This window comes from Proteiniphilum sp. UBA1028 (genome assembly GCF_002316955.1).
GTDB lineage: Bacteria > Bacteroidota > Bacteroidia > Bacteroidales > Dysgonomonadaceae > Proteiniphilum.
In genome coordinates this window covers 106,241-122,278 of the sequence record NZ_DCEN01000049.1, presented here as the reverse complement: position 1 = coordinate 122,278, position 16,038 = coordinate 106,241, and the positions used below count along the sequence as shown (strand labels likewise).

The 16,038-nt window shown below is 46.8% G+C and carries 13 protein-coding genes; 5 read left to right on the top strand and 8 right to left on the bottom strand.

Annotated elements, in window-relative coordinates:
• The first annotated feature begins 228 nt into the window (after positions 1-228).
• Together B3Z75_RS08935 and rho are read left to right on the top strand one after the other, a co-directional pair.
• The gene (locus tag B3Z75_RS08935) at positions 229-1,278 is read left to right on the top strand and encodes a DUF6340 family protein (RefSeq protein ID WP_294070426.1); all 1,050 of its coding nucleotides are present in this window, start codon (positions 229-231) and stop codon (positions 1,276-1,278) included.
• Positions 1,279-1,536: 258 nt separating this feature from the next.
• On the top strand, positions 1,537-3,504 hold the full coding sequence (gene rho / locus B3Z75_RS08930; protein WP_294070423.1) for a transcription termination factor Rho: 1,968 nt from the start codon (positions 1,537-1,539) through the stop codon (positions 3,502-3,504).
• A gap of 119 nt (positions 3,505-3,623) precedes the next feature.
• Here the strand turns inward: rho and truA are convergent, their stop codons facing one another.
• The 8 genes from truA to B3Z75_RS08890 all read right to left on the bottom strand — a co-directional run bounded on the left by truA (position 3,624) and on the right by B3Z75_RS08890 (position 11,891).
• Positions 3,624-4,376 (bottom strand): tRNA pseudouridine(38-40) synthase TruA, encoded by a 753-nt coding sequence (gene truA, locus B3Z75_RS08925; RefSeq protein ID WP_294070420.1) that lies wholly within the window; start codon positions 4,374-4,376, stop codon positions 3,624-3,626.
• Between the two features lie 10 nt (positions 4,377-4,386).
• Positions 4,387-5,157: a 3'-5' exonuclease gene (locus B3Z75_RS08920; protein ID WP_294070417.1), complete on the bottom strand. Its 771-nt coding sequence runs from the start codon at positions 5,155-5,157 to the stop codon at positions 4,387-4,389.
• An 11-nt stretch (positions 5,158-5,168) separates the two neighbouring features.
• Positions 5,169-6,293 carry a DNA polymerase III subunit beta gene (gene dnaN / locus B3Z75_RS08915; protein WP_294070415.1) on the bottom strand — a complete coding sequence of 375 codons (1,125 nt, stop codon included), beginning with the start codon at positions 6,291-6,293 and terminating at the stop codon, positions 5,169-5,171.
• A gap of 189 nt (positions 6,294-6,482) precedes the next feature.
• Positions 6,483-7,382 (bottom strand): site-specific tyrosine recombinase XerD, encoded by a 900-nt coding sequence (xerD, locus tag B3Z75_RS08910; RefSeq protein WP_294070412.1) that lies wholly within the window; start codon positions 7,380-7,382, stop codon positions 6,483-6,485.
• Entirely contained in the window at positions 7,357-9,873 is a 2,517-nt protein-coding gene (locus B3Z75_RS08905) for an ATP-binding response regulator (RefSeq protein WP_294070409.1), read from the bottom strand. The genes xerD and B3Z75_RS08905 overlap by 26 nt, the downstream gene beginning before the upstream one ends.
• 19 nt (positions 9,874-9,892) lie before the next feature.
• Positions 9,893-11,191: a sigma-54-dependent transcriptional regulator gene (locus tag B3Z75_RS08900; RefSeq protein WP_294070406.1), complete on the bottom strand. Its 1,299-nt coding sequence runs from the start codon at positions 11,189-11,191 to the stop codon at positions 9,893-9,895.
• A gap of 39 nt (positions 11,192-11,230) precedes the next feature.
• Positions 11,231-11,572, bottom strand: a complete 342-nt coding sequence (locus tag B3Z75_RS08895; protein WP_294070403.1) for a hypothetical protein — start codon at positions 11,570-11,572, stop codon at positions 11,231-11,233.
• A 13-nt stretch (positions 11,573-11,585) separates the two neighbouring features.
• A complete protein-coding gene (locus B3Z75_RS08890; protein WP_294070400.1) occupies positions 11,586-11,891 on the bottom strand; it encodes an FtsB family cell division protein in 306 nt (101 codons plus the stop codon).
• A 177-nt stretch (positions 11,892-12,068) separates the two neighbouring features.
• Between B3Z75_RS08890 and B3Z75_RS08885 the strand changes: the two genes are divergently transcribed.
• The 3 genes from B3Z75_RS08885 to B3Z75_RS08875 are packed head-to-tail and all read left to right on the top strand — an operon-like array spanning position 12,069 to position 15,998.
• Positions 12,069-13,709: a C69 family dipeptidase gene (locus B3Z75_RS08885; protein WP_294070397.1), complete on the top strand. Its 1,641-nt coding sequence runs from the start codon at positions 12,069-12,071 to the stop codon at positions 13,707-13,709.
• A 23-nt stretch (positions 13,710-13,732) separates the two neighbouring features.
• On the top strand, positions 13,733-15,481 hold the full coding sequence (locus B3Z75_RS08880) for a phospho-sugar mutase (RefSeq protein ID WP_294070394.1): 1,749 nt from the start codon (positions 13,733-13,735) through the stop codon (positions 15,479-15,481).
• Positions 15,482-15,539: 58 nt separating this feature from the next.
• Positions 15,540-15,998 (top strand): methylglyoxal synthase, encoded by a 459-nt coding sequence (locus B3Z75_RS08875; protein WP_294070391.1) that lies wholly within the window; start codon positions 15,540-15,542, stop codon positions 15,996-15,998.
• The last annotated feature ends 40 nt before the right edge of the window (positions 15,999-16,038 follow it).

Genomic DNA, 16,038 nt, shown 5'->3' with positions numbered 1-16,038 from the left:
GCTCTTTCGACACTATGAATGCGCATAAGAATTCCTCGCATGGTTTTCTATGTGATCGCACGAAAAAGACGCTATCTATTGAGCCAACAAATATACATAATTTTCACCAAGTCGCCCCTGAGAAAATAAACTTTCTGGAAAATGAAAACCGAAATGCAAACAATTGGACACGCAAATATGTTAATTAAATGTGATACCTTTGCAAATGAAGAATAAAAATTCTCCCAGATGAAAAAAATATTCCCTTTTCTGATCGTGATGGCAACAGGGCTGTTTTTGGACAGTTGCGCAGGCATTAGCTACCTGACCGTGGAAACCCGTGAGCCGGCACAGGTTGCATTGCCTTCTCATGTACTCTCGCTGGCTGTTGTGAACAATGTGGTGCAGCAACCCGACGAGATAGGACATGAAACGCAAATGGTTGGGCGTACCGACAGTGAAAGGACAAAAGCATCCTCCGACAGTGTGGCTATCTATTACACGGAAGCACTGACACAATTTCTGAATGAAGAGGATTATTTTCAAAGGGTGCTCTTTTATCCCGACCCTTTGCGAGGAGATACCGATTTTTTTCAGGAACATCCGCTCACTCCCGACAAGATGAATGAGATAAGGAACAAGACCGGTGTGGATGCCATCATCTCGCTCGACAAGCTGATCCTTCAGACGGTGAAAAGGGATCAATTCCGTCAACAGGGATATACATACGGCGACATAACCGGAAAGATACATTCTATCCTGAGGGTTTACCTTCCCACCATGGAAGGAAAGATCCCTGCAATACAATATACCGACAGTATGCGCTGGGAGGGGTTCGACATCCGCGACTCCCAGGCCTATGCCGAGGCCATGCTACCCTCGCGCGAAGAGGCGATGAAGCTGCTGGCCGTAAGGGCTGCCGAAAAGATGACCTATGTTTTTGCACCCCACTGGGAAAAGCAGGATAGGTGGTATTATACGCTTCCCAACTCTCTGATGCGGGAAGGAGAGGCATTTGCCAAGGGTGCTGATTGGGCCAGGGCAATTGAAAAGTGGGAATCTTTTTATTATTCCCGCTCCAATAAAACTGAAAAAGCAAAAGCTGCAAACAACATCGCGCTCGCCTTGGAAATGATGGACGACATGACGCAGGCACTGGAATGGGCAAAAGTAGCGCACGATCTTTTTGCTCAAGCCACAGCGCCCAACTCACTCGACAGGAGGAGGTCTTTGCTGTACAAGAACGAGCTGGATAGAAGAGTCAGTACATCGAATAAATTGAAAATGGAGGATTTTTAATCGTTTATTTATTGATCATCCTAAAAAAAACCGGGAAGTTATTCAGGATATTCAAAAAAAGCACTACCTTTGTCTCTGAATCTTCAACAGTACATTAACTCATACTACTGTTAATCATTTACAAAAATTCATTTCGAACCAAATTATCTCCGGCCTCTTTTTGCTGAAACGTATAATTCTATGCATTTATCACCCTGGCCGGGCATGATTCAGTAACAACATTTTTTCAAAATCCATAACGAATTTCAATAGATCTACATGGCTTATAACATTATCGAGCTTAATGAAAAGCTTACCACAGAATTACGGGTCCTTGCCAAGGAAATGGGCATAAGACGTCCTGACGCGTATAAAAAAGAAGAACTCATCTACAAGATACTGGATGAGCAAGCAATAGCCGAAACCAAGAAACTGACCGCTGACACAGGAACAAAACAAAACTATGGCGGCAGAAACCGTACCGAGAAACCAAAGAACCAGAAAAGCAAGCCTGTCGGCAAAAAAGAAGATTCCAAAGAAATTGAATCGACAAAAAAAGAGCCAAACAGCCTCCCAAAACAATCAAAACCAGTCATCCCCACCGAAAGACCGAGGCTGGTAAAAAAAGAAGAGGTTCTTCAGGAAAAAAACAAAACGGAAACAAAAGAAAGAGAAGTTAAACAGGAAGTCACGCCTGCCATACCGTCTCACGCAAAACCGGAAGTGGTGGCCAAACAGGAGATGACAAAGGAAGTTATTGAAGAAGCACCTGAAAAGAAAGAAACGACCGAAAAGAACGAAGCGCCCCAGGTTGGGCCCAAGACTCCGGCCAAACCCATTCAATTGGTCTTCCGGTCTTCGAAACACAGGAACGAAGAAAAAAAGGACACACCTGCTCCGGTGATACTACCTCCTGTGGTTGCCGAGGATCCCATAGCGGAGACAACGGTCGCCACGGGCAAGGAAGTACCCCCTGCCGGAAATAAGGTTTCTTTGATGGATCTGCTGGCTCCCTCACCGTTGCAGCCCAAACAGCCGGCACAGGGACAACAGGGGAAAACAACGCATCAGCCCACTCCCCCCACGAACCAGCCGCAAACGCAAAAGGAGAAAGATGCGGTGTACGATTTCGACGGCATACTGACAGCCTCGGGTGTATTGGAAATAATGCCCGACGGGTATGGATTTCTGCGTTCTTCGGATTACAACTACATGTCATCTCCAGACGACATCTACGTATCCCAGTCGCAGATTCGCCTCTTTGGGCTGAAGACAGGTGATGTGGTGGAAGGTCCCATTCGTCCCCCCAAAGAGGGCGAGAAGTTTTTTCCGCTGGTAAAAGTAGATAGCATCAACGGCCGTTCACCGGACGATGTGCGCGACCGCGTGCCGTTCGATCACCTGAAGCCATTGTTCCCCAATGAAAAGTTCAACCTGACAAAAGGGCACAACGACAACCTTTCCTGCAGGGTGGTAGATATGTTCTCACCCATCGGAAAAGGACAACGCGGCCTGATCGTGGCACAACCAAAGACAGGTAAAACAATGCTACTCAAAGATATAGCCAATGCCATTGCCGATAATCATCCAGAGGTGTACATGATCATTCTGCTCATTGACGAACGTCCCGAGGAGGTAACCGACATGGAGCGGAGTGTAAAAGCCGAAGTGATCGCCTCCACATTCGATGAGCCGGCCGACCGTCATGTGAAGATTGCCGAGATCGTGCTGAACAAAGCCCGTCGTCTGGTAGAATGCGGACACGACGTAGTGATTCTGCTTGACTCCATCACCCGTCTGGCACGCGCCTACAACACCGTACAACCCGCATCGGGGAAGGTACTCTCGGGAGGTGTGGATGCCAATGCGCTGCACAAGCCGAAACGTTTCTTTGGTGCTGCCCGTAACATCGAACATGGTGGTTCACTCACCATCATTGCCACGGCACTTACCGACACGGGATCGAAGATGGATGACGTGATCTTTGAAGAATTTAAGGGTACAGGAAACATGGAACTGCAGCTGGACCGCAGGCTTTCCAACAAACGTATCTTCCCGTCGGTTGATATCATTGCCTCCAGCACACGCCGCGACGACCTCCTCCTCTCCGAAGAGACGCTCAACCGCATGTGGGTTCTCCGCAACTTCCTGTCCGACATGAATTCGGTTGAAGCAATGGAGTTCCTCTTAAATCGTTTGAGACGTACGTCAAGCAACGAAGAGTTCCTGATCTCCATGAACGACTAATCATTCGAACAAATAGACTTCCCCGGAATAGGGGCAAAAAAAAGCGCAGTGGAAAGTTTCTACCGCGCTTTTTTCTCAAGTTCCTGTCGTCGTTCTATATCATCAATTACCATTGATCATTATAACCAGATATCATCGGGATACATCACCTCCTCCAGAAAAAGTGCATGTCCCGGTACAGAATCACCCGCCACGCTGCGATTTTTGGCCTCAATGATGCGCCGAAAGCCACGTTCGTCGACCCGGCCCCTGCCTGCCTCAAGCAACGTACCGACAATGGCACGTACCATATTGCGCAGAAAACGATCCGCAGTAATGGTAAACACATACTGATGGTCTCCCGTTTTTTCCCATTGTGCAGATTCAATCTTGCAGAGGTTGGTCTTCACATCGGTATGCAATTTGCTGAAACTGGTAAAATCACTGTATTCCTTTAACACCCTACACAACATATTCATCCGTTGTATATCAGGAAGAAAGTGCAGGCGATATGTTAACTGGTGAAGAAAAGGATCTTTTTGCGTAATAACATGATAGCTGTACGTACGCGTGAGAGCACTGAAACGGGCATGTGCATCGGGTTTCACCGGTCGGATGTCCGAAACCGATATATCTTTGGGAAGAAAGCTATTGAGTTTGGCAACAAGCGTATCCGTAGAAAAAGCATCACCATCCCAGTCGAAATGAGCAACCATCCTGCGGGCATGCACTCCCGCATCGGTCCTGCCTGCCCCCACAATTACCACACTTTCACGAAGAATAACAGACAGTGCGTTTTGCACTACCTGCTGCACACTTATGCCGTTAGGCTGTATCTGCCATCCTACATAATTCCTGCCGTTGTATGAAAGTTTCGCAAAGAAGCGGGGCATGCTTTGGGAATTATCCGTTTATCTCTTTCAATCTTATTTTGGTAAGCACCTGTTTGGTGTTCAATGGAAAATCGCCATCCATCATCCAGGTGTAGTAACTTGGCTCGTTTTTGAGCACCTGTAGTACCGGTTTGCCTTTGTGTTTTCCGAAATTAAAGACTTCAACCCCCTCTTCGTTGAAGATGATCCTGCCTGCGAAATCAACGTTGTTGTTAAAACTCGAATATTCTTTCGACAGCACCTCGATGTCGTTTGCCAGATCTGGGTAACGGTCGAGTTGCGACTTAAGCACTTCGTACGTGGCAATGGCATCAGCTTCCGCGGAGTGGGCATTCTCCAGTTTTTTATCACAGTAGAACGCATAGGCCGCCTCCAGCGTGCGTTGTTCCTTTTTATGAAAGATAATTTGCACATCCACAAACTTACGCTTGCTCATATCAAAATCAACGCCGGCACGTAGAAACTCCTCCGCCAGCATCGGCACGTCGAAACGACTGGAATTGAATCCGGCCAGATCGCATCCCTCAAGCTGATCGGCGAGCGAACGGGCCACCTGTTTGAAGGTGGGGCAATCTTTCACATCGTCGTCCGTGATACCATGAATGGCTGTTGACTGCTCCGGAATAGGCATTCCCGGATTGATGCGCCGCGATTTAATTTCCTCTTTGCCGTTAGGGTGGACTTTCAGGAAAGAAATCTCCACAATGCGATCGTGTGTGATATTTATCCCGGTGGTCTCCAGATCAAAAAAGACAATCGGGTTTTTGAGGTTTAATTGCATTCCAAGGTGGGTTAGTCATTCAACATCATCGGCATGAGCAGCGTCAGCATATCTTCATTCTCCTCTTTCTCCACAGGCAGAATAAGTCCTGCCCTCGAAGGATCGGAAAGTTCAATCCGCACGTCAGAAGAAGGAATATTGTTGAGGATGTCGATGAGGAAAGCAGCTTTAAACCCAATATTCATTACATTTCCTTCGTAGTTGCAAGGGATAACCTCCTCGGCAGCGGTAAGGAAATCGATATCCTGTGCCGAGATCACAATCTTTTCTTCCGAGAGTTGCAACTTCACCAGGCTGCTTGCCGGGTTAGAAAAAACAGCCACACGCTTCAACGCGTTAAGCAAGGCCAAACGGTCTAATGTGAGTGTATTTGGATTATTTTGCGGGATCACCGAGTTATAATTTGGATATCGTCCTTCCACAAAACGGCATACCATCTTGTAGGAAGCCATGGTGATGTACGCATTGTTCTCATCGAAAGTTATTTCCACGGTACCCGCCTCTTTCGGGAGAAGTGACTTTAACAGGTTCGCCGGTTTCTTGGGCAGGATAAACGAAGAGCGTCCATCGCCCTTTGCTTCTGTAGTGGTTACGCGTACCAGTTTATGACCGTCGGAAGCTACGAAAGTAAGGTCGTCGGTCGTAATATCGAAATAGATGCCATTCATCACGGGGCGCAACTCATCGTCGGCCGTGGCAAAAACCGTTCTGTTTATTCCCGAGAAAAGAGTTTCGGCATCCATCGTCAAGGTAAGGGAAGTATCTTTCAGCACTTTCGGTTCAGGGTACTCATCCCCCTTTAATCCCACGAAGTTGTATTTCCCATTGTGATAATAGATAAACACCTCGAGTGTTTCGTCGTTAATATCGAACGTTAGCGGCTGATCGGGCAATTCACGCAGCGGATCGAGCAGGTTCTTGGCATTGATGGCAAGACTTCCTTCACCTTCGGCACTGCTCACCTCTACCAGCGTCTCCAACCGCGTTTCGCTGTCGGCTGCGGTCAGGGAAAGCGTGTTATTTTTCAAATCCAGTAGAAAGCAATCCAGAATAGGCAATGTGTTTTTGGAATTGATCACCCTGCTGATAGCCTGCAGGTGACTCAACAGCGTGGCGCTTGATACTACAAATTTCATACGATATATTTTTTTATTTAAGTGCATGGAACTCGCGACAAACATTCATGTAGGTGAAAATCACCTACAAGCTCGTTTCATGACGTTATTTCTTATTCGTTTTATTTCAACAAGCAAATATAAGAAATTATCTTGGAGCTTCGTCTGTTTTCACGATAATTTTATCGGCAGTAGAGAGGCACGGCATTTTCATTTTTTCTTGTTCCTCGGATGATGTTCGATGATCTCCTGCCGCAAAAAGTTACGGTCTACGTGCGTATAAATCTCGGTAGTCGTTATTTTTTCATGCCCCAGCATCTCCTGAATGACCCGTATATTGGCACCTCTCTCCAACAGGTGCGTAGCAAAAGAGTGACGGAAGACATGCGGACTGATTTTCTTTTGTAATCCAGCTGCTTCCGCATACTGTCTGATATAATAAAAAACGGTAATCCGTGAAATAGCTTTGCCTCTTGCACTAACAAAGACAATATCTTCACTGCCCTTCTTAATGGCAATCTGACCGCGATATAGCAGCCAGCTTCTGATCTTTTGAATTGCGACGTCCGATATGGGCACCAGGCGTTGTTTGCTGCCTTTCCCTTCCACACGAATAAAACCCTCCTCCAGAAAAAGGTCTGAAAAACGGAGGTTAGTGAGCTCCGATATGCGCAGTCCGCAACTGTAGAGCGTTTCGAGGATGGCGTAATTTCGCGTACCTTCCGGTGTGGAGAGATCGATGGCAGCAAGTATTGCATCAATCTCTTCAAGCGACAATACCACAGGAAGCTTCAAGCCGATCTTTGGTGCCTCCAGCAGCTCGCTGGGGTCATCGTCGCGAAAGTGTTCCAACAATAGAAACCGAAAGAAAGATTTCAGGCCGGAAACAATTCTGGCAGTAGAGCGGGCTGAAAGAGACTTATCGTATAACGTCGCCAGGAACTCTTCCAGATGATCCCGCTGAAGGCTGTGGATGCCAAGTTGCCGTTCTTCGCAGAAATCGGCCAGCTTTTGCAGATCAGTCATGTATGCTTCGATGGTGTTAGCCGACAGCCCTTTCTCCAGGAGAAGATATCGCTTGTATTTATTCGTTATCGAATGGTGTGCCATTTCCTTCCCTCTCAATTTCCATCTTAAGTGCTGTCGCCTGCTCCACACTCTCCTTTATTTTTTTTAGCAACACGGTTTCTTTCTTCGCAGGCCAAAGATGATTCTCTTTCATCTGCTGCAAAATATCAATTACCACTACATCGCCCATCATTTGAAAAAGAGGCAGCATCTTGTGAGCAATCTCGCTGACCTTGTCGCCATCTTTTTCGGCAAATGACTTTCTCAACTGATCAATGTTATCCAGTGTCTCGCTGATAAACGACTGCAATATTCCCCGGGATGCATGTTCATCATCCCGCACAAAGTCGATCAACGCCTCCACACCCTTGCCGTTGGATTGCACCTGACGAGGCACACAGTGTGCTTCCGGCTTCTCACCTTTTACATAGCGATGGATAATGGCATACAGCCGGCCAGAAGTAACCGGCTTGGGAAGGAAGTCGGTAAAACCGGCCTCCTGCAACTCCGCAGCAGATATCTCCGATCCGGCAGAAAGAGCGATGACAGGCACCTCCTGCACATCTTTGGAGTGACGCACTTTTTCCACCAGCGAAACACCATCTATTTGCGGCATGCGTAGATCCATAAACACAATGTCGAACATATTCTCGCTCAAAAGTGCCATCGTCTTGCGGGGGTTCGCTTCAACGACACAGTGCATCTTCTTCTTTTGCAGCATCCCAGCCATCATGTTCAACTGGATAGGATCATCATCCACAACCAGTACGGAAACATCTTCCAGATCATACATCTCTCCGGCCGAATTTTCCTCCTCCTTGTGTTTTGGGTAAAGCGGCAACTCGACGACAAACTCCGATCCTTTTTCTTTTTCAGAAACAAGAGAGATACTGCCCTGCAAAGCCTCCACAAAGCCTTTCGTAATGGCCAATCCCAGGCCACTGCCCTCCGTATTGCCCGCGTCGTCGTCACGAACACCCAGGCGGCTGAATTCCTGGAATATATACTGCTGATCGGCTGCATCAATTCCTTCGCCTGTATCCGAAACGGAAAACCGGAACCAGCCGGCGACATCATCCCTTTTTGTCTCGGCCAAAATAGAAACCGATCCGGCAGGAGTGTATTTAATTGCATTTGATATGAGGTTGCTCAAAATCTGCCTGATCACATACTGATCACCGTAACTAACCTTTTCGGGCGGGAGATGGTTCTCAACGCTATAGCATAATCCTTTTTGTAGCGCCAGCGGCCTGAAGCTGTCTGCTGTCTCCTCTACCAGATCGAACAGACGGAAGTTGGACTGCCTCAGCTGCCAGGTTCCGGCTTCGAGCTTATGATGATCGAGCAGCATGGAAACAAGGTGAAGGACATGCTCTCCGGAATGCTTCATATTTCGGAGCCAGGTTTCCTCTTCCGGTTTGTGTGCATTTCCATCCATCAGATCAATATACCCGAGAATGGAGCTCACGGGCGACTTAATGTCGTGCGAGATTGTCAGCATCAGCTTCTCCCGCGAAGCCAGCAGTTGAGAGATCCTGCTGTGAGAGCTCTCCAGCTGCCTGCGATATCGCTGACTTTTGTTGATATCCACCAAAAACAAAATTCCAAAGACAAGAGCAATGAGTATGGCCAGGCAGGAAACCAGGAACATGGTACGCTGGGATCCCGTAATAGCCTGTTCTTTGCTGAGAATAAGCTGAAAAGATTTTCTCATTTCCTCCTGTTCAATGCCTTTTAAAAGGTCGTCGATGCGCGCGGTAAGCATCCGGTTGGTATAACTCATTGTATCCAGCCTGGAAATAAATGCGAGCTGAAACTCCTTTTGCCGTGCCAGATCCAACTTCTCGGAGTATCTTATTTTGTTGATGAGTGTATCGACAATGACTTTAAACTCCCTCTCACTCACCACTGACTTATCCTTGATCACAATGGTTGAGTCAGAAGAGGCCACAAAGACGTTACGCACACGGTCCAGGAATCCTTTGCGTTTTCCAAGGACAACACTTGTGTCCGCTTGGCTCCGATGTGGTGTATGCAGGTTGTTTCTTTCCAGGAAATCCGAGACCTCCCGGTTCAACTCCCTGGGCACAAGGCTACTCCGGGTAGTACGAATCAATTCGGGTGCCCTGGCCATCGAGTCGAGCAAGGTGGCTACCGCCTGCAGGTTCACCTTTTTTTCCTGGATAAGTAGTTTGATCGTATCAATCTTTGCCACACGCGAAGTGTCAAGGGCCGTTTGTTTCAGCAAACTCAAATTAAAGTCTATTTCCGGAGCAATGGAGTCATATTTGAGAAAATATTGCCGTGCACTTTCGGCCGTAAACAGATTTTGATTGCTCTCAATCTCGTATAATTTTGAAAGTGTATTCCCCACAATCAGCAGCTCGGAGAGATCCTCGTTTTTGATCTTTTGATTTGAAAAGATCACCAGATTGCGATAAATACCATAAAGACCCAGGGTCATTACTATCACAACCAACAGGTATCCTGCGATCACAGTGAACTTAATCTTAAAAGACCCTCCCTTTCTCATACAGTCGTATTATATCAGTTTACGTGGTCACGTTGTATAGTTTAATTTTATTGTATAACGTCTTCCTGTCGATATTTAGTATGGATGCTGCCATAGTTTTATTTCCTTTGGATAGTTTCAGAGCCTCCAATATTTTTTCTTTTTCGTAATTCTCCTTACGAAGATCAAGGATCAGGATGGGCTCAGCGGAATCACTCTTTTGTTTTAAACTGTCCTTTCCGAACAACCCGGGAGCTATACAGGCGGGCATATGATTTCCATCTGTCAGCAAAGCGGCTTTGATGACGGTATTTTTGAGTTCCTGAATATTCCCGGGCCAGGCATAATCATACATCTGCTGATAAATAACCTGATCAATGCTCTTTATCTGCTTATCCAACGTATGGTTGGCAAAATGGAGAAAATAGGAGATGAAATAATTGATCACCTGTTTTTTCCCTTTCAGAGTGGGAAGAGTCACACTCCCCTCCTCAATCAGCCGAAACAGTTTGGGAATAAGTGTCTTTTCCAGAGACAATCTGCTTTTCTCGGTGCTCATGATCACTTGTGTGAAGTTCTCATCCCTGGCTTGCTTTGTGAGAATATTCAACAGCTGATTCTGAAAATTGATATCAAGCTGGTCTACCTTTCGAATGTGAAACAGACCGCCTCGTGCAGCGTTGAATTTCTCTAACAATAACGATCCGCCCTCTCCGGAATCAGCCTGTTGGCGGCTTCCGATTCTATTACTGACCAGCTGATCGGCATCCAGCATGATTAATGGCCTGGAATGGTGAATCCCCTTCTCATAAATGTACTTGACGGCGGAAGCTTTTCCGGTGCCTCTGTCGCCAATTAACAGCCGATGTTCACTCTGCTCGGCAATTTGATCGAGCTGGTTGAACAGCAACTGATATTCCTTTCCCGGCGGTTTAATAAAATCATTTGAAAAACGGTTTCTTTTCTGTTTGTATTCTTGTGTTTGAAAAGCTTCTTCAATCTTATTAAACAAATGTTCAGGCTCTATGGGCTTCGGAATATAGTCCGCAGCCCCTGCCTTCATGGATAAGACAGCCGACTCTACATCGGCATATCCGGTAATCATGATGACAATGATATCCGAATCGTATTTTCTCACCCACGATAAAAATGACAATCCGTCTGCCTCGGGCATCCTGATATCAGTCAGGATCAGGTCGAACGGTTGCTCCTTCACCCTCTGCCTTGCTTCGTTTGCTCCGGATGCAGTTTCCACCTGGAAACCTTTCTTTACCAGCCAGGACTTCAACATCAAACAAACGGTCAGATTGTCATCAATAATTAATATACTTTTGTTCATTTTCATCAAAAATATATGCACAGGATGGCATATACCACTTTATTTGTTTTTTTCTTTTTCCAATTCCTTCGGAAGCACCATCGCGGCATACAAAAGAAAAACAGCCCCGGAGATCATGGGCAACACCCATTCGGGCGTTTGCCTGAACATGAGGTATGTAGCCACAATCATCAACACACAAGCAAAGAGTTGCATATTGAACAACCTTTTTCCACGGATACTTTTCCCAGGATAGGGGCTGGCAACTGTAATCACTGAAAAAAGCGACACAGACAAGGCCATGACCCAGGGAGCAACCACCGGCAAAAAAAGGTACAGCATCGCTGATAATAGAATGAATGTACCGGAAATACGCAGTAAGAAATTTTTCGTGTTACTCATTATCACTATCTATTCAATCAACAATAAAAACATCTTCGTTTTCCTTTTTCATGAGATAATTCTCACGGGCAAACTTTTCAAGATCTTCTTTATTTGATTGGAGTTCGTTTAATTTTTCCTTGTCCAGGTTGGTCTGTTGCCTATAAAATTCAATTTGCGATTCTAGGTTCTTGATCTGTGTTTCGTAGCGGATTCTTTTTGTCACGCTGTTGTCGCTAAAGAAAAACAACATCACAATCAACACAAGAAGAATGATGATCTGCGTGGCGGTAAGCCCCAGAATTCTTTTCGAAGTGAATGTTTTAACTTTTTCTTTCATCCTTAACAGATATAAGCCGTGGTTAGAATTTTATATCACAAAAATACCTTTTTTTTTCTTATTTCATGCACCTTTTCAAATATTCACCCAAAATATCCATTCCACTCTTTGGGCAGATTAAACAAAATAAAGTATCTTTACGCTGTAGTAAAAATAAATAGTTGCGTAGCATCCATTATGAAGAAAGTCTTACTCTCCACCCTTTTGGGTTTATTTACCATCACTTTAACTTTTCCATGTACAAACCTTCTGGTGGGGAAAAAAGCATCCACCGATGGATCAACAATAATTTCTTACGCGGCCGACTCATACGGGTTGTACGGAGAACTGTACCATTGGCCTGCAAGACAATACCGTCCCGGCGAAAAGCTCAAGGTCTACGAGTGGGATACCGGAAAGTATCTCGGCGAAATTCCGCAGGCTTTACAAACCTACAACGTGGTTGGCAACATGAATGAGCATCAGGTAGCGATTGCGGAAACCACCTTTGGCGGACGCGAAGAACTATCCGACTCTACCGGAGTCATGGATTACGGAAGCCTCATTTACATCACATTGCAACGTGCCAGAAATGCACGGGAAGCAATTGACATCATGACCGCACTTGTCCGGGATCATGGTTATTACAGCTCCGGGGAATCATTTTCCATTGCAGATCCCAACGAGGTGTGGGTCATGGAAATGATCGGAAAGGGCGTTGGAAACAGGGGGGCTGTTTGGGTTGCCATACGAATACCGGACGACTGTGTCTCTGCACATGCTAACCAGGCTCGTATACAACAGTTTCCACTGAACGATCCCGCCAATTGCCTCTATGCTCCTGATGTGATCTCCTTCGCACGGGAAAAAGGATACTTCTCCGGCGATGATGCTGATTTCAGCTTTGCCAAGGCTTATGCTCCGCTGGATTTTGGAGCGCTGCGCTTTTGCGAAGCCCGCGTTTGGTCGTTCTTTAACAAGGTAAACAAAGACATGAAACGGTACGTGACTTATGCACAGGGGAAAACAACCGACCCCATGCCGTTATACATCAAGCCAGACCGAAAACTGAGTGCGCACGATGTTCAGCAACAGATGCGCGACCATTATGAAGGTACCGAACTCGACTGGCGCTTCGACGTGGGTGCCGGCCCTTTTAACTCTCCCTACCGCTGGTCTCCTCTTACCTTTGAAGTGGATTCTGTGGAATATTGCAACGAACGTCCCACAGCTACCCAGCAGACCGGGTTCTCCTTTGTGGCACAAATGCGTTCGTGGCTCCCTAATGAGATTGGGGGTATTCTCTGGTTTGGCATCGACGATGCAGCACAGACTGTATACTACCCCATCTATTGCGGGCACAGGGAAGTACCGCACGAGATGGCCGTAGGCAATGGCGATCTGCTTACCTTTTCCCGCACTTCAGCTTTCTGGATCCACAACTGGGTGTCGAACATGGTCTACACTCGCTACAACGACATGAGTGAAGACATGAAAAAGGTACAGTCGTCACTCGAAGATTCTTTCAAAGCTTCCCAGCCGGAAGTGGAGAAGAAAGCCGCGACACTTTATGCCCAGTCACGTCCCGAAGCGGTACATTTTCTTACCCAATATTCCAACCAGCTGGTAAAGAATGGAGTGGATGAATGGCGGAAACTGGGCGAATACCTGCTGGTAAAATACATCGACGGGGTAATAAAGAAAGAAGAAAATGGCACTTTCCAACGGAATCCTCACGGATTACCGGCTTTCCCGTCCCGTCCAGGCTACTCCAACGAATATTACAAAAAAATAGTTGAACAAACCGGAGACAAATACAAGGTTCAACCGGTTAATTAACAGACATAAAACATCGTTTAAACATGGAAGAAGAAACATTACTGGCATTTGTAACCGACAAGGCGCAGTCGTGGATAAAAGGAAACTACGATGACGCAACCAAAAAAGAAGTACAACAGATGCTCGACAGCGAAGATAAAACAAAGCTCATCGACGCATTTTATAAAGACCTTGAATTCGGCACGGGCGGTTTACGGGGTATCATGGGCTCCGGCAGCAACCGCATGAATATCTACACCGTGGGATCGGCCACACAGGGTCTCTCGAACTACCTATTGAAAGAATTTTCGGATCTAAACGAAATAAAAGTGGTCATCGGGCACGACTGCCGCAACAACAGCCGCAGGTTTGCAGAAATATCGGCCGACATTTTCAGTGCCAACGGCATTAAAGTGTATCTTTTTGAAAGTTTGCGTCCCACTCCCGAAGTATCCTATGCTATCAGAAAGCTGGGGTGTCAGAGCGGCATCATGATTACGGCATCTCACAACCCGAAAGAATATAACGGTTACAAGGCTTATTGGAACGATGGCGCACAAGTGTTGGGGCCGCACGACAAGAATATCATCGCCGAGGTGAACCGGATCGCATCGGTCGACGAAATTCGTTTCAAAGGCAACAAAAGTCTGATCGAGATCATCGGAAAAGACATGGACAAAGCTTTCATTGAAGAGGTGAGCAAGCTTGTTCTCTCCCCCGAAGCCATTGCCCGTCACCACGACATCAAAATTGTCTATACCCCCATACACGGTACCGGCATCACCCTTGTACCCGATGCATTGAAAGCCGTCGGTTTCACCAATATCATTCACGTGCCCGAGCAGGATGAGATCAGTGGTGATTTTCCCACGGTGACCTCTCCCAATCCGGAAGAACCCTCCGCCCTGGATATGGCCATCAGGAAGGCAGTGGAGACAGGTGCCGAACTGGTGATGGCAACTGACCCCGACGGCGACAGGTTTGGCACAGCCATACGCGACAAGGAAGGCAACTTTATACTGGTAAACGGCAATCAGACCTTGCTTATCTGCCTTTATTACCTGATGAACAGAAGAGAGGAACTGGGACTTCTCACAGGGAAGGAGTATGTGGTAAAAACCATTGTCACCACGGAATTGGTGAAGGATATTGCCAAAAAGAAAGGGATTGAACTGTTCGACTGTTACACCGGCTTCAAATGGATTGCCGAAATTATCCGAAAAAATGAAGATGTGAAGAAATATATCGGAGGCGGTGAAGAGAGCTACGGTTTCCTGGCAGGGGATTTTGTGCGAGACAAAGATTCGGTATCGGCCTGCACCTTGTTCGCAGAGATTGCAGCATGGGGCAAAGACAAAGGTAAGACAATGTATGAGTTGCTGGAAGAGATCTACCTTGAATACGGATATTCAAAAGAAGTAGGTATCTCCCTGGTGCGCAAGGGCAAAGAGGGTGCCGACGAAATTGAAGCAATGATGAAAAACTTCCGTACCAATCCCATGAGATCACTCGGCGGCTCACCCGTTACGTTGATGAAGGATTTTGCGAAGTTGGAAGCGGTAGATTACGTTCGGAACGAACAGGTCGCGCTGGAGATGCCGACCACGTCGAATGTCATCCAGTTCTTCACGGAGGAGGGCACCAAATTATCCATCCGTCCTTCGGGGACAGAGCCCAAGATCAAGTTTTATATCGAAGTGCGCGAAGCCGTGAAATCGCGTGAAGACCTGCCACAGGCAGAAGATGAGGCTAGCACAAAAATAAACGCTATCCGCAAAGAATTGGGAATATGATTTTCCCACGCGAATTATCAACGCAAATTACTGATAGCTGACTGCTAAACACAAAAATATGACACGAAAACTAACAATTGCACTGGTAGCACACGACCACCGCAAAGCCGACATGGTGGAATGGGTAATTTACAACTCCGACTTCCTGTCAGAGCACCACCTTGTGTGTACAGGAACGACCGGCAGTCTGGTACGTGACGCCTTAAAGAACGAAGGTGTGAATCCTGACTTTACCATTATGAACTCAGGCCCTATGGGTGGCGACGCTGAGATTGCGGCCATGGTAGTACGCAAAGAGATTGATCTGGCTGTTTTTCTGATAGATGATCTCAATCCTCAGCCTCACGAAGCAGATATCATGATGCTGCTCCGTCAATGCAGGGTACACAATGTACCCATCGCATGCAACCGGTATAGTGCCGACCTGATGATCACCAGCAGTCTGTGGGAGGATGAGGATTATTCTCCCTCCCCACCGCGGTACGAAGAGTTTAACAGAAAAAGCATGGGCTTCTGAAATCGGAGTAAGTGGAAAAAGGAGCCCCTCGCCGGCACAT

Excerpts from the sequence above, each read along its gene's own strand:
- B3Z75_RS08935 (WP_294070426.1), top strand. The coding sequence starts at position 229 with ATGAAAAAAATATTCCCTTTTCTGATCGTGATGGCAACAGGGCTGTTT.
- rho (WP_294070423.1), top strand. The coding sequence starts at position 1,537 with ATGGCTTATAACATTATCGAGCTTAATGAAAAGCTTACCACAGAATTA.
- truA (WP_294070420.1), bottom strand. The coding sequence starts at position 4,376 with ATGCCCCGCTTCTTTGCGAAACTTTCATACAACGGCAGGAATTATGTA.
- B3Z75_RS08920 (WP_294070417.1), bottom strand. The coding sequence starts at position 5,157 with ATGCAATTAAACCTCAAAAACCCGATTGTCTTTTTTGATCTGGAGACC.
- dnaN (WP_294070415.1), bottom strand. The coding sequence starts at position 6,293 with ATGAAATTTGTAGTATCAAGCGCCACGCTGTTGAGTCACCTGCAGGCT.
- xerD (WP_294070412.1), bottom strand. The coding sequence starts at position 7,382 with ATGGCACACCATTCGATAACGAATAAATACAAGCGATATCTTCTCCTG.
- B3Z75_RS08905 (WP_294070409.1), bottom strand. The coding sequence starts at position 9,873 with ATGAGAAAGGGAGGGTCTTTTAAGATTAAGTTCACTGTGATCGCAGGA.
- B3Z75_RS08900 (WP_294070406.1), bottom strand. The coding sequence starts at position 11,191 with ATGAACAAAAGTATATTAATTATTGATGACAATCTGACCGTTTGTTTG.
- B3Z75_RS08895 (WP_294070403.1), bottom strand. The coding sequence starts at position 11,572 with ATGAGTAACACGAAAAATTTCTTACTGCGTATTTCCGGTACATTCATT.
- B3Z75_RS08890 (WP_294070400.1), bottom strand. The coding sequence starts at position 11,891 with ATGAAAGAAAAAGTTAAAACATTCACTTCGAAAAGAATTCTGGGGCTT.
- B3Z75_RS08885 (WP_294070397.1), top strand. The coding sequence starts at position 12,069 with ATGAAGAAAGTCTTACTCTCCACCCTTTTGGGTTTATTTACCATCACT.
- B3Z75_RS08880 (WP_294070394.1), top strand. The coding sequence starts at position 13,733 with ATGGAAGAAGAAACATTACTGGCATTTGTAACCGACAAGGCGCAGTCG.
- B3Z75_RS08875 (WP_294070391.1), top strand. The coding sequence starts at position 15,540 with ATGACACGAAAACTAACAATTGCACTGGTAGCACACGACCACCGCAAA.